This window comes from Kibdelosporangium persicum (genome assembly GCF_013280595.1).
Taxonomy (GTDB): Bacteria; Actinomycetota; Actinomycetes; order Mycobacteriales; family Pseudonocardiaceae; genus Kibdelosporangium; species Kibdelosporangium persicum.
This window is the reverse complement of sequence record NZ_JAAATY010000008.1, coordinates 88,010-105,954: the sequence shown is the minus strand read 5'-3', so window position 1 is coordinate 105,954 and position 17,945 is coordinate 88,010. Positions and strand designations below refer to the sequence as shown.

Genomic DNA, 17,945 nt, shown 5'->3' with positions numbered 1-17,945 from the left:
TCCACCATCGCTTCCCACCTGCAGTGTTAGGTAAAAGCAAAGGTGAGGGCTGTCGATGCGTGTTGGTCTACGCAGGTGTCCTGGCACGTCGATCGGTAGCTCGTCTCCCAGACTTCTCCCAGCACCTTCGAATCTCGATCACCGTCGTTTCATCAAGTCTTCGTGCGGCGCCGACGTGACCGCCAGAATGAACCTCCGGTTTTGCAGTCGCTTCTGAACATCACGAAGATGATTTCCGCTGGCGAGGGTGTCGGGGCGGACGGGGCCGACGGCGGGTGTCGAGGGTGGGTGGTGCGATGGAGGTTGGCTGCTTCGGTTTCTCCCCCGGTCCCGGCACTGAGCAGGACCGTCCTCGCTCCGGGCTCCAGCAGCGCGGCATGATCTCCAGAACTGCCTCATCAGCCTTGACCAGATTGCATAGCTCCGTAGTCCTCCGGCCTTCTTGCCCTGAAGGTGTAGAAGTCTTGCAGACTGGGCTCGTGTTGTTCTTGCACTCCAGGGTGAGAGTGGATCAGATCGTCGCGCCGCGACGGATCACTCTTAGGTCGGCGTTAGTCTCCGACGTACGCATGTCACTCTTTTGGGTGATTGAACCCAGGTAATAACGATTGATGGTTACGATTCGTCCGCAGGCGCGATACTTCACGACTGATACCCCTCGAACGTGGGGCGAGTGATAGGGAGAGGCAACGTAATGGAAGCTGGACTGGCAATCGTTACGAGGACCGTAGCGTCAGCAGTTGGAAAGCTCCTTGGTGGCGGTGCAAAAACTTTCCTCAAACGCAAGCATATCGCTCGCTCCGTTGCGGAGGTAGGCGATCCCCCGTATAGCGAGCGCTTCACCCACTTTATCACTTCGCTTAACCCAGGTCATGCGTCGGAACTGGCCAAGTTCCTGGCTACCGCCGAGTTTAGTAGTTTGACAATGAGAATGCTGATCTATCATTGCACCAAAGGAGACATAGACAGCGGGCCGGCGAGGCATGCGGTTGAGAAAGAGCTGGCAATGGCTGTCCGGTTGCATATGCCAAGCCTCAATGAGCCAATGTGCCGAGAGACTGCGTCTCTTCTTGTTGACGAATCTGTTCGCATCGCGAGCGAATATTTCGCTCAGGTTAACCTAGACAAAGACTTCATGGTGCGCCCAGGAGAAATTTTTCGGATAGCCGCAGGGCGAATTGTTGGAGATGCAGAGCGGAATTGCTCGATCATCGAGGCGGTTAGGTCGATCGCGCGTATAGAGCAGTTCGAGGAGGAACTCAAAAAGCAAATAGCATTCATAAATGGAAAGATGCGCCTCCCGCATTGGGGAACCACCAAGTACGTTCCCTTCGACTCACTATATGTGCAGCCGTATCTGGTTGGATGGGAGGAGGTAGATTCCGCTAAGAATCTGGGTTTGAAGCCTTCAGCTGTACGGCGGCGCCGCAGACGGTCAGAGGAGTACGCGCACATCTCCGATATTTCGCAGGTATTTGCAACTACTTCTCGTTGTGTTCTTCTAGGAGATCCAGGTGGTGGTAAATCAACTCTATCACTGAAGACAGCAGTTGACATCTGCAATGGCGCCACTTCAATAAAGGCAACAGTACCCTTCGTGGTGGTACTTCGAGAGTTTGCCGTGGAATTCAAAGAGAAGCGAACCACCATGACCGAATACATAAAATCTGTCTGTCGGTCGCCTTATGAAGTTGAGCCACCCGTTGAAGCTGTGGAATATCTTCTGATGAGTGGACGCGCGTTTGTAATCTTCGACGGTCTCGATGAGTTAATAGACACTGCATTGCGCGTCCGTATTGTAGATACTGTCCATGCATTCGCAAGCCGCTATCCTACAACGCAGATACTCGTGACGTCACGGAAGGTAGGATATTCTGAAGCTCCACTTGATCCGGATATGTTCCCCGTAGTTGCACTGAGCCACTTCGGTACAGCGCAAATTGAGGACTACGTCCGTAAGTGGTTCAACCTTGACTCTTCGCTTAGTACCGCAGAACGGGAAAGCTTTCCACGCGCCTTTATGCACGAGAGTGAATTGGTGCGAGATCTGCGCGAGAATCCACTGATGCTGTCTCTGATGTGCGGAATCTACTCCATCGAGGGATATATACCCAGAAACCGTCCCGAGGTATACGAAAAATGTGCAAAGATGTTGTTCGAGCGTTGGGATAAGCAACGAAGTATTGTCATTCCTCTACCATTCGATGCACATGTCAAGTCCGCCCTCTACGCCCTTGCCCTCTGGCTCTACGAGAATCCGGAGAACCAAGAAGGCTTGACACGTGAGCGGCTTGTTGCTTTCATGACGAAGTATCTCCGAGAGAAGAGATTCGACTCAATTGAGGAGTCCGAAAACGCCGCGAATGAGTTTATCGACTTTTGTACTGGCCGCGCTTGGGTGTTGACAGACATCGGCTCAAGTCCCACAGAGCCACTCTTTGGATTTACACACCGAACGTTTCTGGAATATTTCGCTGCTCGCCAAATGGTTCGTACTCAGCATAACGCTGCAGCCCTATACGATCGCCTTATTGCCCTGATCAAAAGAGCAGAATCAGACATGGTAGCGCAGCTCTCGCTTCAGATGTTGAACGATGAATTGGAGGACGGTGCCGACGACTTTTTGCGTAAGGTTATCGCTCACACCGGCGAGGTGTCTTCAAAGGCGAGTCTAGACAATATTGCATCCTTTCTCGCTCGGTCTCTGTCGTATCTTGTGCCGAGGCCAACCACGGTAGAGATGATCGTCAGATTTTGTTTCAATCAACATATGGCAGGCAAGCGCGATGATGGGCGTTATCGCTCGATTTTGTTGTTCGTCGGGAAGGGTCTTCCGGAAATTGCCGGAGCAGTGCCAGAGCTACTAGCCAAAATAGGGAGGATACTACTTAAACTCGTAGAAGAGGCCCAAGATCAAGAGCATGCAGAGCCATCTGCAGTTTTTCTTATGCATGTGAATCGACTAACCAGCGTTGGATATCTACCGCACGAGTGTCAGTCATTCTGGTCACAGTTTCATAGATCAATAGAGTTGGATATTCCGGAGTACCTCCTCAGGGCAAAATGGTTGTGGCTGCAGCGTTATCTTGCTGTCACTGGTAACCTGAGTCCGCTAACTATTTGGCGTAATGCAAAGCGTGATGTAGCCGAAGTTATTTTGCCGGTGCATGAACAGCTAGAATTTGAGCCACCGTTGGCGGGGTTGATCCGGATAGCACTCTCGGATGAAGCTCTCATGTCGGAGGCATTTCCGCAATTTAATAAGGCGAAGTGGGTGGAAAACGGTTACTTTGCAGACCTTCGGCAAGTCCTGCTGGAAGGTCGCCGTCCGTGGGTGATAGCAGATTCAGAGGACGACATCGCAGGCTTTCCTACGGTTATCCCGGAGATCAACCTAAGAGAGAGTCGCCTCAATTCTGAAGAGCTTGACGTTTTGGTCCTTATGACCGTATTTGTTTATGAATGGCAGCGCGTAGATGGCAGTGTTTATGCGTTCGAAGATCCCTCCGATGTGCTAAGTACGGATGAGTCGAGGCGTCGTGATGATGAAGATGAATCTAGGACCAGGGATGAATGGTTCATAGATGTTGCGAGTGGTAGATGGAGTTTGGGGCATTATGGTGCTCCGATTTCGCAGATAATTGAAGATCTCAGCGACTTGGGTATGAGTATGGAAGTCCAGCTGTTGATTACAGCGTGGCTCTACGGTGAGGCAGATTTGATCTCGCATTCTGGAAATTGAGAGGCGTTCCTTTAGGTTGATGATGTGTGCGCGTCGCGTAATACGGGTGAATATATTATTCGTTGCTGTGACGTGAGCGCGGTTTTCACTGGATAAATTTTGAGCGGTACCGATATTACTGATCAACATTCCAATTGACCTGGACCGTGAAAGGCTGTTCAGAACCCTAGGTTGGTCGGAACCTTCGGACCTCGAACACGCGCGCCATCTGGGTGCGGACCTAACCACGTATCTTCTGAGCGGATACCTTCCCTGAGGTTCCTCGGAGGTGGGGCACCGAGTTAGCTGTCACTTCGCTCCCAGGTGACGGACGGCGCTGCTTGCTGAACGTCCGACCGTGGTCGAGTCGAGATCCGACCTGGTATCCCGCGTTCAGCATGGCTCTGCAGATGCGGCTCACTATGTACCCAGGCCGCGCTGTCGCCGGGGGATAGGCATGGGTGCGAGAATGGCATACATGAACGACCTGGTGCTGACCGCTAAACGACGCCATGAGCTGGCCGTACTGCTGGACGACGAGCATCGCCTTAAAGCCACGTATCCCAAGGTCGCCGAGTACTTGGACTTGGCCCCGAACTTGAGCGGTACCGGTGACGATAGGGCAGACGCATCATTCGATTTGAGGTTTGTCCACTACGTTACGGGCGGCCAAGCGCACAGCGAGAACCCGTACTGGGATGTGGTCGCGCCAGCGGTGTCGGAGCGCAGTGGGCGCAGGGTGGTAGACGCCGGTCGACCAAATGGGAGCGCCCGCCTGGCATACGCGCAGATGCTATTGCAAGGTATTTACTCTTATGCCATCCCATCGCCCGAAACCGTCGGGTGGATTATCAAGTTCTGCGACGGAAGTCCAATGGTGGAGCTGGGTGCCGGGAGAGGCTACTGGGCAGCGCTACTGTCGGCAGCTGGGGTGGAGGTCGAGGCGTACGACTCTGAACCACCGGACCAGGGGGACAACGTGTCGTTTCAGGCAGGCGCGGGCCAGGCCGATGTGTGGCACCCCGTCGAAGGTCTGGACAAGCTTTCGGCTGGAGATCGTTCAGGCGACGTCTTGTTCCTCTGCTGGCCACCAGGCTGGGGTAACCGCATGGCCTCGGAGGCTCTTTCGTGGTTCGAGAGGGCAGGCGGAAAGCGCCTTGTGTTCATTGGTGAGCCAAAGGGCGGCAAAACGGCCGATGACACCTTTTTTGACCGGTTGTCGGCCGGATGGGAGCTGCGGTCTAAGGACGCCCACTACGTTTCGTGGTGGAACTTGGATGACGTCGCGCAAGCCTGGGTGAAGCGTTAAAAGCCTGGCTGAAGTATCACTTCAGCCAGGCCCGGGTAAGTGTTGAGTTATATCCCTGGTTTCATTTAGACATCAGACGGGATGGCCATTCGAAAAACGAATGTATCATAGCGATCAATGGGGTACGATACGTCGGAGATCATGACCGCCTGATCGTCTGCCGTAAGGAACCGCTGACGGATCGTCCTGACCTGCTCACCGGGAGGCGTTCCGAGCCATTCTGCGTGGCTTACCGAGGGAACTTGCTGGCTCACCGTCTCCTCCAGAATAGTGGCGCCTGAAATCCCCTCAACTCCGATCAGTTGGTATGTGTCCGATATAGAGATCGGCTGTCCGCCTTCTGACGAGCGGGTGAGGGTGTGGGTTACTTCCTCCCCTGTGGCGATACCGAAGGCTTCGGCGATGTCGGCCGGTGCGGCGACCCGCTCGGTGGTGCGGCGGACTTCGATGGCCTGTTCGGCCTCGCTGTCGAAGGTTGCCTCTGCGCTCTGTAGCTGTCGCTCGGGTGAGATACGGACAGGGCTGGGACGGTCAGCCACGAATGTTCCCACGCCGAATACGCCATACACGTGGCCTCCTGACTTGAGCAGGTTAAGCGCATGCTTGGCCACGCTCATGCTGACCCCGTATTGGTCGCACAGCGTAGCTGCACTAGGCACCTCGTGACCGGGAGGCCACTCACCGGTCTTGATCTTCTTGCGGATTTCTCCGGCAATCTCCATGTACTTGGGGAGCTGTCGCCGAGCCTTGTCGTTAGCTGCCAACGTCTCTCCTTAGTCCGAACGGGTGACGTACCTAGTACGTGTTGACGTACTAGGTACGTATCAGCATACTAGGTATGCGGCTCCGATACAGGCTACCAACCCAAATCGGCATCAAGGAGTGACAATGCGGAGTCCGTCTGTTTGGCATTTCGCTTAACGTTCCTACTTCTTTTTGCAGCATTAACTGAGAACGCTGCTCATGCAGCGATAGGCGGTCGTCCTTAGTGCTGGGACCAGTGTGTCTGGCGTGCCTGAAGTAGCTCGGATTACGGGAGCTGATGGGTAAATCGCCGTGCTGACGCACTCGCCACGTGAGAGAACTCCACAGTGGATTGACGCCATTTAGGGCAGCCTGCGGCGCGTGGTCCTCCCATCGGTGTGAACCAGTCGGGAGTCGGTCACGGAGAAGGCTGCCAACCATCCTTCCGCTGGGATGGGCATCCTCTCGTCCTTCACGATCCGTTGACGTGTCCGGGTTTCCACGTGAAGCACCAGGGGACAGCGGTATTTCACTTGCACCGACTGAGATCCAGTCCAGTCGGTGAACAACCCCAGCAAGAGCCGTTGTTTCCGTTCGCGACAACGGCTCTTGCTTGAGAAGGGTGTCGTCGTGAATCGATCGAAACGCCGCGCTTGCCAGTGGGAGACCGGCCGCTGACAAGCGCTTTGCTTCAACGCCGGTCACTGCATCGCGCCCCGTTGGGTGCCGCCTCTCCACAGCTGCCCGTGGCGTGTTCGGGATCGGGTGTGGAGGGGTCGGGGACCAACGGCCCCATCGCTTTCACCCTTGTGAGGTAAGGAGTTCGTGCCGTGTACGCCGATGACGATGTGTTGCCTGAGGAGTCCGCCGAACTGTTCGAGCAGGAGCGGGTTGACGTGTTGACGCCGTTGGATCCTGAGTTCCACTATGTGATCAGTGATCCCCGGTTGTCTGCTGAATTGGCTGGGTTGCGCGAGTCGTGTGTGGAGCCGACTACGGCTTTCCGTGACGGTTCTGCCCGGGAGCGGCGTGATCGCCGTATCGCCCAGCGCGCCCTTGCGTGCGTGGACGAGACGCCGGAGGCGGCGTGATGCTGGGCAAGGCTGAGTGGGCAGATCGGGGCACGTGGATCACGACGCCCGCCGGTACCCGTGAGCAGGTTGTCGAGAAGCCCCTCACTGAACGTGGGTGGACCTATCTGCAGACGACCGATGGCCAGTACCGGGTTTCGTCCGCCGTGTTGATCGAGTTCTTTTCCTCCGAAGACGGCCCTGTCTGACCGCACGGGCGATGCCCGAGGGCCGGGTTGTGGCTCTGTTGGTGTTGGTGTCAAGTGTTGGGAGACAAGAGGGATGAGTGCTCAGTTGCCGTTCTGGCCGGATGACGGGTATGACACGGTCCAGGCCAGTGATGGTGTTTCGAGGTATGGGGCTTATCTGGCGCAGAAGCGGGGGATGTTCCTGGATTACGGCGAGGATCCGACACCGACGCGGGATCGGTTGGAGTTCGCCGCGGCGGCGTGGGAGATCGCCAGTTCGCCGATCATGGCGCCGCCGTATGTGCGGACGCATCCGCGTATCCAGTCGGCGGGTGTGGCGTGGGACGACCAGGGCAGCATGGCGATCGACGTGGTGATCGCGACCGAGGATCGGCCGGATTTGGGGGATCTGCGGTACAAGGCGGCCGGGTGGGGGCGGGATTCGCTGTCGCCGCGCCGGTGGTTCGATCCGCAGGATTCCAGCCGGTTGACCGTGTTGCCGTCGGTGTTGATCCGGGTGCCGATCACCCCGGGGGATGTGACCGAACCGGCCTATGTCAACGGCAGTCCGGTGACCGTGGTCGCGCAGGACGCGGTCGGCGGCATCTGTGACGTGCTCAACCGGGTTGTGGCGCGTGTGCTGTATGGACTCGGCTAGCCCGGTGACGGTGCCCGACCGGTATGTGGGCACGGTGTATCTGTTGCACTTTGACCGGCCGTATCGGCATGCCCGCCACTACATCGGGTGGGCCAAGAATGTCACGTCCCGTCTGGCGCTGCACGAAGCCGGGCAGGGTGCGCGGCTGCTGCAAGTGGTGCAGGCCGCGGGGATCACGTGGACGCTGGCCCGTACCTGGCGGGGATCCCGGTCGCGGGAGCGGCAGATCAAGCGGATGGGCGGCGCGGCCCGGCGGTGCCCGTTGTGCGGCGTGCGCCCAATGCCCGACCGGTCAGCCACGCTGGACGCGGGCTGGGCGAGGGCGTACCGGTTGCGTGAGCTGATCGATTTGTGGTGGGAGACCACCGATCCCGTGCAGCGTGACCGGATCGATGCGGAGATCACCGCGTTGACCGAGTCCACGCCGTGCACGCCCCTGCCGGGTGTCACGTCCCCGGTAGACAGTCTCGCCGCGTGGGCGGCGTAGCCGCCGCTGCGGCACGGTCGCGACCACCGCGGTGTGGAGCCATGCGGCGCGAATCCTGATCCTCACCACCATTCCGTCCAATGGGAGCCGCCAAACCGGTCATGCTCGCCCGCGCGCCTGCGCTGACCCGGCCTGTCGTGCTGTACCGAGACGGATGTCCAGAAAGGACGCACTGTCATGAACTTTCCCGACCCGGACCAAACGCTGCGCAACTGCGCGTTCGGCTGTGGCTCACTGACGGTCCTGGCCCGGCTGGGCGACGGCCGTCAGGTGCGGGTGCATTGCGGCACCTGGCGTACGACCTGCCCCGGCAGGAGCAGCCAGACACCGCCCGCCCCGGCACCTGCCGTCGCCCATGTCCGGAGCGAGCGGGTCGCGTTGCTGGACGCGGCGTGAAGACCCGCGCCCTACTCCGGGTCAGGTGGTCGTGATGTCGTTGTTGACCAAAGCGGGCGCGGTGCTGGCCGGTGTCGTGGTCGTGGGGTATCTGGCCGGCCCGGACACCGGAACCGCCCGCGGGACGGTGTGCTTGGTGTCCGGGTACGGACCGGACCAGCTGGACAACGCGGCCACGATCGTCGCGGTCGGCCGGGACATGGGCATTCCGGAGCGGGGCAGGGTGGTCGCGGTGGCGACCGCGTTGCAGGAGTCCGGGCTGCGCAACCTGAATCACGGCGACCGGGACTCGCTGGGTTTGTTCCAGCAGCGGCCGAGCATGGGCTGGGGGTCTCCGGTACAGATCATGAGCCCCAGCTACAGCGCCCGGAAGTTCTACGAACGTCTGCGTTCCGTGCCAGGCTGGCAGCAGATGAGCGTCACCACCGCCGCTCAAGCGGTGCAGCGCTCGGGATTTCCCGCCGCGTATGCCCGGCATGAGAACTCTGCCAGGGCGATTGTCGACGCGGTCGACAGTGCTGGCTGTGCCGCGTCCTGATCACGCCACGGCGTGCGGCGATATCGGCACGGCACTCAGGTTCACGCCCCTTGGCCACCAGCTGTGGTCTGCGGGCGGAAGTGTTGAACACCAACGAAAACCACTGTGGAGGTATGTGATGTTGAAGCTGATTCTGGTGATCCTGGCCGTCGTGTTCGGGTACCTGGCGTACACGGCGGGCGGCATGGGCGAACTCGGCATCGCCATCGGCATGGGCCTGATCGCCCTGGCCTGCACCGCGGGGGCGTTGTTCGGTCGCAAGAACAAGGATGAGCACATCGTGCGTACCCGCCGGTGATGTCGCCCGGCCCGGCGGTCCTCCCGCGAAGAAGACCCCGCCGGGCCGGGTCTCCCACCGCATTCTCCGACGCAGTCAGGAGATCACCATGCTAGACAACCCGCACCCGTGTGCTGACCGATCGGCCGGTATTGGGGCACCGGAGCAGGACATCGTGGCCACGACCCGGGCAGTGGCCCGGTGGCTGGATCGGCACAACGGGCACAGCCTGCACGAGACACAGTGCCGCATTCTCAAGCTCAGTGAAGAGGTCGGGGAGGTCTCCCGGGCCTGGATCGGCGCGACTGGACAGAACCCTCGCAAGGGCGTTACCCACTCACTGGCCGATGTCGCTGATGAGCTGTCTGATGTGTGCCTGAGCAGCCTGGTGGCGATGCACAGCATCGGGGTGGACCCGGTTACCGTGCTGGCCCGCGCTGCGACCAGGATCCGCGCCCGGCTTGCCGGCGCGGCCGGGGATCCGTCTGATGGGCTGGCCGGGCCGCACACCGCTCCGTGTCCCGTATGGACCACACCGAACCGGCTCGTGACCGAGGACACCTGCCAGTGCCGGGCAGGTGACGACTGATGGCCCGCAGTGGCCCGGTGATCGTGGTCGCCGTCGTGGTCGCCGCTGTGGCCTACCACCACACCAACAACCCGACCACGGGTGCGGACGCTGTCCCCAGCGGCCGGTACGTCGCGCCTACAGACGGGCGGCTGACCTCCGGCTACGGGCCACGCAGTGGTGGCCCGCATTACGGCATCGACATCGCCGCACCGCAAGGCACCCCAATCCGGGCGGTCACCGACGGCACCGTGATTGAAGCCGGACCCGCATCCGGGTTCGGCCTGTGGATGCGGCTGCGCCACCCGGACGGCACAGTCACCGTCTACGGCCACATGCACACCATCGACCAGCCGCACGGTGCGGACGTGGCCGCCGAGGAGCAGATCGCTACGGTCGGCTCCCGCGGCCAATCCACCGGCCCGCACCTGCATTTCGAGGTCTGGCCCGGCGGCCAGCGCGCCGCCCGGATCGACCCGCTGCCGTGGCTGGCCCGCCACGGGGTGCATCTCTGAGCGTTCCTCTCGCTGCCGCCGCGCGCCTCGCGCTGCGCGGCGGTGGTGTCCACACCGGCTACTGGGGATTCGGTTCTTTCGAGGGAGACCACCATGAACACCACTGCCGCGCTTACCACGGCTGACGTGACCCGGTTGATGACCGAGGTGGCTACGGCGCTCGCGGAATACGACCACCTTCCGCGCATCGACCGGGTTGCCGTGTACGGCAGCGGGATGACCTACCTGTCGTTGCCGTACTCGATCGAGTCGGGATCCACACAACGCCTGATCGACGAGTTGACCCGGTTGTGTGCGTGGGCTGCCGCGTTCAACACCACGGTCACGATCACGTTGTCCTACGGCGGGTCGGGCGATGCCGCTGTCCAGGTGGATCTGGCAGGTCACCCGGCGCGGCTGCTGGTGTCACTGCACAGCGGTCAGGCCTACGAACTGGGCGCCGCGCTGCGCCGGCCGGTCAGCAGCGATCAGCCGACCCTGACCGTCGCCCCCGCTGATCTGCTGGCCGCCTTCACCAGAAGCAACGGCCACGGCTGACCAGACCAAGTATCAGTGGCCGGACGCGACGTGGCCACAGGCCCGATGGGGTGCCGCCAGGGACGAGTCCGACGGCGAAGGCACCGAGTTACACGCATTCGCCGCCCGGGTCGATCCGCTGCTGCTGTGGCTGGTTGGCCACGGTGTCCACCTTTGACCGGTGTCACGTCCCCTGTGGAACGGCGTAGGCGCCTGTTCCTTAACGGCGTTGCCCAATGCGGAACGGCCGTCGTGACTGTCCTATGGGGACAGATTCGATTCGTGTTGTGACTGAGTTCCTGCGCGTGCAGGGGAGGTGAGGGAGTGATGGGATGGCGTGATGAGCGCCGCAAGGACCAGGACGCCGCTGCGGCGCGGAACTTGACGGCGCAGCTGGCGATGCGCGAGCAGGAGCGCGCCGACCGGGCCGTACAGGCGGAGCAAGCACGCAAGGACCGTGCGGAGAAGGCAGCGCGGTGGCAGGCGCGTCGGGCTGCGGTCGCGGGGTGGGTGCGTGCACATGCGATGCATCTGCTGTTCTTGCCGATCATTCTGATTCCGGCGGTGCTGGCGTGGCCGGCGATGGCTGTCTACGGCCGGGAGATCTTCGGTGCGTGGGGGGTGCTGCTGCCGGGGTTCACCGAGGGGTCGATGTGGGCGTTCGCGTTCGCGGTGACCATGGCGCGCGCGGCCGGGCGGCCGGTCGGGTGGCTGGTGGTGGGGGTGTGGGTGTGTTGCGCGGTGGCCGGTGGGTTGAACTTCGCGCACGGCTACACCCAGCCTGGCGGCGGGATCAGCGATGGCGTGGTGATGGCGGCGGTGTCGGTCGGTGGGGTGGTGGTGCATCAACTGATCACCGCCCGGCCCCGCGGTCCGCTGCCGACCCGCGCGGAACGCTACGCGGCCTGGCTGGCGCGGCTGGCTGAGCGCCGCACGGTGGCCGTGCGGGCCGCGGCGGTGCGTCACGCGGTGGCTGACGTGTCGGGTGACGGCACCGCGCGGCTGGTGTTCCAGCCGGGGTTGGTCCGGCTGGGCCGCACGTGGTGGGGCCGGGCGCGGCTTGTTCCGGTGATTGTTCCCGGGTTGCCGCCCGGGCCGCTGCCGGGCATCGACCCGGCCACCGAGACGCTGGTGGACGAGATCACCGCCTACCTGGCCGACACGGCCGCCAGCCAGTCGCGGAACAGGCCGGGAACAGGACAAACCCCGTCCGGTACGGATCAGGTGGTGTTGCCGCCGGACGTTCCGGAACGCGTGGCGCGCCGTGTTCCGGCGCTGCTGGCCCGGGTACGCGAGGGCATCCAGGCGGGCGTGCTTCCGGCCCGCCCGACCCGCACCGAAGTGCAGCGGTTCCTGAAAGTCCGCGCCCAGGTCGCGATCGTGGTGACCTACGCGCTGTACGGCGGCGGTGACGGGAACAGCCCGGCCGGGGCGGTGTCGTGATGTCCGCGACCGAAGTGCTGGAGGAGTTCGGCACGTGGGCGCTGGCGAAGTTCGTGGCCGCGCTGCTGGTGTTTCTGCTGCTGCACCTGGCCCGTTGGCCGCTGCTGGCGGTGGCCAGGGTGCTGGAAGCGGGCATGAGCGGGATCGACCGGCTGATCAGCACCCGCGTTTCCGCAGGTGATGGGTCATGGTCGCGGCGTGAACCGTTGCGGCACAACACATAGGGAGGTGACATCGCAGTGACCACGGACAACGCGAGGAACACCAGCCAGCCCGAGACCGGTCCCGGGCCGGTGGCGGACGTGCCACCGGCCCGCCTTCCGGCGGTGCGGGATCGGGTCACGTCCCCGGGTCTGACGGCGCGGGCGCGGCTGGCGGCGGCGTGGCTGGGCTGGCACGGGCTGGAGCTGGCCGGTGTCGGGATCCCGCTCGCGCTGGCCGTCACGGTCGATGGCACGTGGGCGGTGCCGGCCGGGGTGATCGCCGCCGCCTGGGCCACCCACGAGATCCAGCTGACCCGCCGCCACCGCACACCCGGCGGCGGGACCGCGTCACCGCCTGGGAACAGCGCAAACACCGAGGAACCGTCCGGGAAGGACCGGGACCATGACTGACGGGACCACCCCCGGCGGCGATCGGCCGGAGGAGTTGGCGAACGTGCACTACCTGCCCCACCGTCCCCCGGCCGACCCGGCCGGACAGGTGCTGGACGCCGAACTGATCAGCGAGGAGGAATACCAGCAGCGGCGCCCGAGCCAGAAAGCGTTGGCGTTGCAGCGGATCGAGGCCTACCGACGAGACGTCACGGTGGTAGTGCACGTAGTCCGCACCGTGGCGACCCATCAGCGGACGCTGCGGGTGGTCAAAGCGCTGGCGCGCAACGTGTCCTACCCGGTCGCCGGGGCCGGGATGGTGCTCAGGCACTGGCGCGACACGCATGGATCAGCGCGCTACGAGCGGCTGCTCAACGACGCCGAACAGTCCCGTGACCAGGAAGCCCTGCGGGAGTGGGAAGCCCGTGCGGTCGCAGAAAAACAACGCCGCCACCAGCGCATGATGGACTGGATCGACTCACCGGCCAGGGTGGTCAAAGCCCTGGCCACGGCGGCTTTTTCAGTCGCGGCACTGCTGCTGGCCCTCGGGGTGATCCTCGCGATCTCGCGCGAGGACATCAGCCAGGTGACCGGCCCGATCACCGCGGTGATCGACGCGGTCGCGTTCGTGGTGTGGGTGGCCACCGCCTACGGGATCGTGCTGGTCACCGGTGCCACCACCGGTGTGCTGGTGTACTTGTGGCACAAGGGCCGCCGACACTCCACATGGGAGCCCGAGTGGCTGCACACACCCGAGCAGCGTGCCGAATCCTTCGCAGTGATCGACGAGAGCATGCTCACCCGCGCGTTGACGCACTGCAAGGTCACGTCCCTGACCAAGGCGCTCAAAGAGGGACAGCAACTGGAGTTCGTAGTGCTGCCGCGCCAGCAAGGTGGCGGCACGTATGTGCAGGTCAGGCTGCCGTTCGGGTGCGCGGCCAGCGACTTCCTGGACCCGAAACGGGTCGAGCTGCTCGCCGGGAACCTCGGCCGGCACAAGCACGAGGTCTACCCGCAACGCCAGCCGAAAGCCGACGCGCGGGTGCTGGACCTGTGGGTCGCTGATGCGGGCACGATGGACAAGCCCGCCCCTCCCTGGCCGTTGCAGTTCAACGGCGAGTTCGACGTGTTCCGCGACCGGCTGCCGATCGGCGTAACCATGCGCGGGGAGCAGATCGAGCAGGGCATGCTCAACCGGCACGGCCTGATCGGTGCGGTGTCCAAACAGGGCAAGACCGCGTTCATGCGGCTCAAGGCCCTTGGTCTGGCGCTGGACCCGACCGTGGAGCTGCGCATCGCCGACCTGAAGGGCGACGGCGACTGGTCGATGTTCGAGCCCCGCGCGCACACCCTGATCGAGGGTTCCGCGGTCGAGCAGACCGAAGCGACCTGCGTCATGCTCGAAGACCTGGTTGAAGAGATGCAACGCCGCTACGAGGCCAAACGTGCTGCGGGCATCCGGGGCAACATCACCCGGGAGCTGTCGCGCCAGCCCGGATCGGGTTTCCATCCGATCTACGCGTTCGTCGACGAGGTCCAGGTGCTCTACGCCGAGCAGCACCCGATCGGCGGCACCAAGGCCGACGCCCGTGCCTGGCGGGCCGCCAAGCGGCTGCATGACCAGGCCCGCGCGGTCAACATCCACCTGTACCAGGCCACACAGCGGCCCGACGACCGCACCCTGCCCGTCGCGGTCCGGGAAGGCGCGCACGTGCGGGCCAGCCTGTACGTGCCCAACCACCCGACCGCGAAGCTGGTCCTGGCCGACGCCGCCGACATGGGCGCCCGGCCTCAGGACCTGCGTCCCGGCCGGGACGCCGGCACCGTCGTGCTGACCGGCGAGGTTGACGACATTCCGGACGGCATGGCGTTCGTCATCTCCAAGTCCCACTATGTGTCCACACAGGACGCCTACGGGGTGATCGACCGGGCCATGCAGATCCTCGAACAACACGGCCGCACCATCGGCCACGACGATGCCGACGACGGCGAGCCGCAACGCGACCCGCTGACCGACATCGCCACCGTGATCGGTGACCTGCCCAAGATGCGCACTCAGGAAGTGCTGCAACGGCTTACCGAACTGCACCGCATCACCTACGGCGGCTGGGAACTCGGCGACCTCAAGCAGTACCTGACCGAGTACCACGCCGCGCCGTACAAGACCGACGGCAAAATGCACGTCAGTGCCGACCTCGTCCACACCGCGCTCGCGGAGCGTGACCGTTCTGGCGGTGCCGACGGCGAGCAGGCGGGCGTGGACGCCTAGGGAGGCGGCAGGGAGGCAGGGAGTTTTCCCTACCCGCCTCCCTGCCGCGACTCCCTGAACTCACCTGCGGAAACAGTGATCAGGGAGGCAGGGACGCGGCCAGCGGACACCCGCTGAAACGGTCGAAACCCCGGCACGCGGTGATCTCAAGCCACTCCCTCCCTGGGGGACGTGACGCATTCCATCCTACCCCTTATCGTCACTCTGTGTGATCATTCTGGAGGTTCGACGATCGTGGACTCCATCCGGTACACCGTCGATGTCGTGCTGTTCGCCCGGGACACGGACGGGCTGCTGCGGGTGCTGCTGATCCAGCGCACGCACACCAGTAGCGCCTTCCCCGGCTGCTGGGCCTTGCCCGGCGGCTACGTCGATCCCGGCGAGACGCCCGAGGACGCCGCCCGCCGAGAACTGCGGGAGGAAACCAGCCTTATCGCCCCGGACACCCTGGAATGGGTCGGCCGCTACGACACTCCGGGCCGCGACCCGCGCGGCCACGTCGTGAGTACCGCCTACACCGCCCTGCTCGACCACATGTCCATCCCCCGCGCCGCCGACGACGCCCGCGCGGCCGACTGGATCCCGGTCCCGCTGGCGATCCAGCGCGGGCTGGCGTTCGACCACGAAACCATCGTGCTCGACGCGCTGATCGGCCGTGACAGTGAGGGGACGTGACAGGGCGATGTGTCGAGCCGGTGGGCGCCGCTGCACAGGCGGCGCATCGCGCACCAAGGCCCATCAGGCGGCGCGGCAACGCCTCAGCCGTGCCCGCCGGGCTCTCGCCGCCGCTGAGGCCACCGGCGATCCGGCGAAGATCGCGGCGGCGGAACAGAAACTCACTGCTGCCCAGTCCACCATGGACGCCGTCAAAAAGGCGCACGTCTGCGACAACGGTGAGCAGACAAAGGACGTGACACCACAGTCTCAGTCTCCGTTGGACATCGTCCCGGTCGCCGAACGCGCCGAGGTCGCCGAACGGTTCTGGGACGGCTCGATGACGTCCGTCAAGGCCGACCTCACCCGAGAGGTCAACCAGCGCTTCGCCGACAAAGGTCTCAAGGGTCTGCAGAACCGGTTGCGCTACCTCAAGGGCAAGAAGAACCTCAGCTCGCGTGAGATGGCCGAGCTGCATCTGCTCGCCCAGGGCATCGCCAAAGCCAAAGAGCACAACAAGCAGGCCACGCGGCCAGCACCGCCCATCGCGGCTCAGGACGCCGTGGACATCACAAGGGACGTGACACCTGTGACCACATCGGACAAACCCAGCGGTATGCCGGAAGCGCCAGAGGTGAACGTGCCGGACCAAATCCGAGACGCCGCACGCAGACTCGCCAGCCGACCGGGCCGGTGGGCCAGCAGCGGCTGGGTCAGCTTGACCGCACTGCGCGATCAGCTCCCCCACGTAGACCGCGCTGAATTCGACAAAGCCATAACGGAATTGAGCCTTCACGATCCGGACGCCTCGCTGATCCCCGAAGAGAACCAGAAGACTCTGACCGATCGAGATCGCGACGCAGCCGTCAAGCTAGGTGGCGAGGCCAAGCACCTCATCTCGTTCCTCAGCCACCGCCAGGATGACCCAGACGCCCTTCAGCGGGTCCGGGCTCAAGGCGTTGCCGCGTCCAGTGACGACGATCTGGTCGCCGCCATGCACACCCAGGGCGTTGGTGACGAGCTCTATCGTGAGATCCGCAGGGAAGAACGTCGCCGATCGCAGCAAGCGCCGGTAACGCGCGCTGACACAGCGACAGCCGCGACTGCCGACCAAACGCTATCCCGGACCCCGGCCGACAACCGCCAGTTCGACAAACCACGCACCATCACTTCGAAAGGGGACGTGACTCCGGCCGCAGCAAAGACACCGCCGCGGCGGCGCACCACAAGGGACGCGACATCCACAGCCGACACCAACACCCCGTCGACACCAACACAGAAGCGAGGACAGACCAAGCCGATCAGCGACCCGTTCAACGGTGGCCGGACACCCGCCGACAACCGCGAGGAACACATCCAGGGCCAGATCGTCCAGGCCTACCGGGATCTGCTCACCGTGCGTCCCGGCCGGGATTGGGTCGGGTTGGACGAACTGCGGGCACGCCTCAACCGCGACCTCAGCAAGGAGGAAGTTGACCAGGCGCTCAAGTGTTTGAGCCGCACGAAGACGGCCAACATCGTGCCGGAGTCCAACCGCAAGGCCCTTACGGACGACGACCACGCCGCCGCGGTGCGCATCGGCGGCGAAGACAACCACCTCATCGCCATCGCACCCGAGACCCTCGCCCAACTCGACAACCGCGTGGACGCCGCCGATCGTCCCGTCAACCGCACCAAAAAGGGACGTGACACCCCTGACCTGAACCGGGGGCGTCAGCGTCCAGGAAGCAATCCAGGCTCCGCGCGGCCTTCGACCCCGCAGAGCCTGGCCGTCAACCATGACGAGAACGAGAAACCGAAGCGCCCGGTGACACTGAACGTGAAAGGCGTGACAGGCCAAGGCGAGCGCGTTGTTCAGGCGTATCTCACCGCCACCTGCCCGGTATGCGCCGGCAGCGTATATCTCAGCGGACAAGGCAGGCAGGGGGACACCACACGCCTCACTGGCACCTGCAGTGGAGGGCACCTCCTGCACTTCGACCACACGATCCGCTGACGC

At 63.2% G+C, this 17,945-nt stretch carries 19 protein-coding genes; 18 read left to right on the top strand and 1 reads right to left on the bottom strand.

From position 1 onward, the window contains the following. Window positions 1-694: 694 nt before the first annotated feature. Window positions 695-3,742, top strand: coding sequence for an NACHT domain-containing protein (locus tag GC106_RS16570; RefSeq protein WP_173130944.1), 3,048 nt, complete (start codon window positions 695-697; stop codon window positions 3,740-3,742). A 457-nt stretch (window positions 3,743-4,199) separates the two neighbouring features. Then, on the top strand, window positions 4,200-5,030 hold the full coding sequence (locus GC106_RS16565; RefSeq protein WP_173130941.1) for a hypothetical protein: 831 nt from the start codon (window positions 4,200-4,202) through the stop codon (window positions 5,028-5,030). 65 nt (window positions 5,031-5,095) lie between these two features. On the opposite strand, the gene GC106_RS16560 is transcribed toward GC106_RS16565, so the two are convergent. Further along, the gene (locus GC106_RS16560) at window positions 5,096-5,794 is read right to left on the bottom strand and encodes a GntR family transcriptional regulator (RefSeq protein ID WP_217280595.1); all 699 of its coding nucleotides are present in this window, start codon (window positions 5,792-5,794) and stop codon (window positions 5,096-5,098) included. Window positions 5,795-6,604: 810 nt separating this feature from the next. Here GC106_RS16560 and GC106_RS16555 point away from each other — a divergent pair. The 16 genes from GC106_RS16555 (at window position 6,605) to GC106_RS16480 (ending at window position 17,942) form a co-directional block, all read left to right on the top strand. Further along, a complete protein-coding gene (locus GC106_RS16555; protein WP_173130938.1) occupies window positions 6,605-6,865 on the top strand; it encodes a hypothetical protein in 261 nt (86 codons plus the stop codon). Then, complete coding sequence (locus GC106_RS16550) at window positions 6,862-7,053, top strand: hypothetical protein (RefSeq protein ID WP_173130935.1); 192 nt, start codon at window positions 6,862-6,864, stop codon at window positions 7,051-7,053. The genes GC106_RS16555 and GC106_RS16550 overlap by 4 nt, the downstream gene beginning before the upstream one ends. Before the next feature lie 73 nt (window positions 7,054-7,126). Continuing rightward, a complete protein-coding gene (locus tag GC106_RS16545) occupies window positions 7,127-7,690 on the top strand; it encodes a hypothetical protein (protein WP_173130932.1) in 564 nt (187 codons plus the stop codon). A 4-nt stretch (window positions 7,691-7,694) separates the two neighbouring features. After that, entirely contained in the window at window positions 7,695-8,177 is a 483-nt protein-coding gene (locus tag GC106_RS16540) for a hypothetical protein (RefSeq protein WP_173130929.1), read from the top strand. Window positions 8,178-8,354: 177 nt separating this feature from the next. Beyond that, complete coding sequence (locus GC106_RS16535) at window positions 8,355-8,573, top strand: hypothetical protein (RefSeq protein WP_173130926.1); 219 nt, start codon at window positions 8,355-8,357, stop codon at window positions 8,571-8,573. 34 nt (window positions 8,574-8,607) lie between these two features. Then, entirely contained in the window at window positions 8,608-9,111 is a 504-nt protein-coding gene (locus GC106_RS16530) for a hypothetical protein (protein WP_173130923.1), read from the top strand. A gap of 118 nt (window positions 9,112-9,229) precedes the next feature. After that, window positions 9,230-9,409 (top strand): hypothetical protein, encoded by a 180-nt coding sequence (locus GC106_RS16525; protein WP_173130920.1) that lies wholly within the window; start codon window positions 9,230-9,232, stop codon window positions 9,407-9,409. 154 nt (window positions 9,410-9,563) lie between these two features. Next, entirely contained in the window at window positions 9,564-9,977 is a 414-nt protein-coding gene (locus tag GC106_RS16520; protein WP_173130917.1) for a MazG-like family protein, read from the top strand. After that, window positions 9,977-10,471: a M23 family metallopeptidase gene (locus tag GC106_RS16515; protein WP_173130914.1), complete on the top strand. Its 495-nt coding sequence runs from the start codon at window positions 9,977-9,979 to the stop codon at window positions 10,469-10,471. Before GC106_RS16520 ends, GC106_RS16515 begins: the two co-directional genes overlap by 1 nt. Window positions 10,472-10,564: 93 nt before the next feature. Further along, window positions 10,565-11,008, top strand: a complete 444-nt coding sequence (locus tag GC106_RS16510; RefSeq protein ID WP_173130911.1) for a hypothetical protein — start codon at window positions 10,565-10,567, stop codon at window positions 11,006-11,008. Between the two features lie 306 nt (window positions 11,009-11,314). Continuing rightward, entirely contained in the window at window positions 11,315-12,430 is a 1,116-nt protein-coding gene (locus GC106_RS16505; RefSeq protein WP_173130908.1) for a hypothetical protein, read from the top strand. Then, the gene (locus GC106_RS16500) at window positions 12,430-12,654 is read left to right on the top strand and encodes a hypothetical protein (protein ID WP_173130905.1); all 225 of its coding nucleotides are present in this window, start codon (window positions 12,430-12,432) and stop codon (window positions 12,652-12,654) included. The genes GC106_RS16505 and GC106_RS16500 overlap by 1 nt, the downstream gene beginning before the upstream one ends. 15 nt (window positions 12,655-12,669) lie before the next feature. Continuing rightward, window positions 12,670-13,044: a hypothetical protein gene (locus tag GC106_RS16495; protein WP_173130902.1), complete on the top strand. Its 375-nt coding sequence runs from the start codon at window positions 12,670-12,672 to the stop codon at window positions 13,042-13,044. Then, window positions 13,037-15,292 (top strand): FtsK/SpoIIIE domain-containing protein, encoded by a 2,256-nt coding sequence (locus GC106_RS16490; protein WP_173130899.1) that lies wholly within the window; start codon window positions 13,037-13,039, stop codon window positions 15,290-15,292. Before GC106_RS16495 ends, GC106_RS16490 begins: the two co-directional genes overlap by 8 nt. A gap of 234 nt (window positions 15,293-15,526) precedes the next feature. Next, a complete protein-coding gene (locus GC106_RS16485) occupies window positions 15,527-15,967 on the top strand; it encodes an NUDIX domain-containing protein (RefSeq protein ID WP_312872686.1) in 441 nt (146 codons plus the stop codon). A gap of 7 nt (window positions 15,968-15,974) precedes the next feature. Then, on the top strand, window positions 15,975-17,942 hold the full coding sequence (locus GC106_RS16480; RefSeq protein ID WP_173130896.1) for a hypothetical protein: 1,968 nt from the start codon (window positions 15,975-15,977) through the stop codon (window positions 17,940-17,942). Window positions 17,943-17,945: the final 3 nt, after the last annotated feature.

Bases quoted from the DNA above. Each gene is read 5' to 3' on its own strand.
- GC106_RS16570 (WP_173130944.1), top strand. From the start codon at position 695: ATGGAAGCTGGACTGGCAATCGTTACGAGGACCGTAGCGTCAGCAGTT.
- GC106_RS16565 (WP_173130941.1), top strand. From the start codon at position 4,200: ATGAACGACCTGGTGCTGACCGCTAAACGACGCCATGAGCTGGCCGTA.
- GC106_RS16545 (WP_173130932.1), top strand. From the start codon at position 7,127: ATGAGTGCTCAGTTGCCGTTCTGGCCGGATGACGGGTATGACACGGTC.
- GC106_RS16535 (WP_173130926.1), top strand. From the start codon at position 8,355: ATGAACTTTCCCGACCCGGACCAAACGCTGCGCAACTGCGCGTTCGGC.
- GC106_RS16530 (WP_173130923.1), top strand. From the start codon at position 8,608: ATGTCGTTGTTGACCAAAGCGGGCGCGGTGCTGGCCGGTGTCGTGGTC.
- GC106_RS16525 (WP_173130920.1), top strand. From the start codon at position 9,230: ATGTTGAAGCTGATTCTGGTGATCCTGGCCGTCGTGTTCGGGTACCTG.
- GC106_RS16515 (WP_173130914.1), top strand. From the start codon at position 9,977: ATGGCCCGCAGTGGCCCGGTGATCGTGGTCGCCGTCGTGGTCGCCGCT.
- GC106_RS16510 (WP_173130911.1), top strand. From the start codon at position 10,565: ATGAACACCACTGCCGCGCTTACCACGGCTGACGTGACCCGGTTGATG.
- GC106_RS16505 (WP_173130908.1), top strand. From the start codon at position 11,315: ATGGGATGGCGTGATGAGCGCCGCAAGGACCAGGACGCCGCTGCGGCG.
- GC106_RS16500 (WP_173130905.1), top strand. From the start codon at position 12,430: ATGTCCGCGACCGAAGTGCTGGAGGAGTTCGGCACGTGGGCGCTGGCG.
- GC106_RS16490 (WP_173130899.1), top strand. From the start codon at position 13,037: ATGACTGACGGGACCACCCCCGGCGGCGATCGGCCGGAGGAGTTGGCG.
- GC106_RS16480 (WP_173130896.1), top strand. From the start codon at position 15,975: ATGTGTCGAGCCGGTGGGCGCCGCTGCACAGGCGGCGCATCGCGCACC.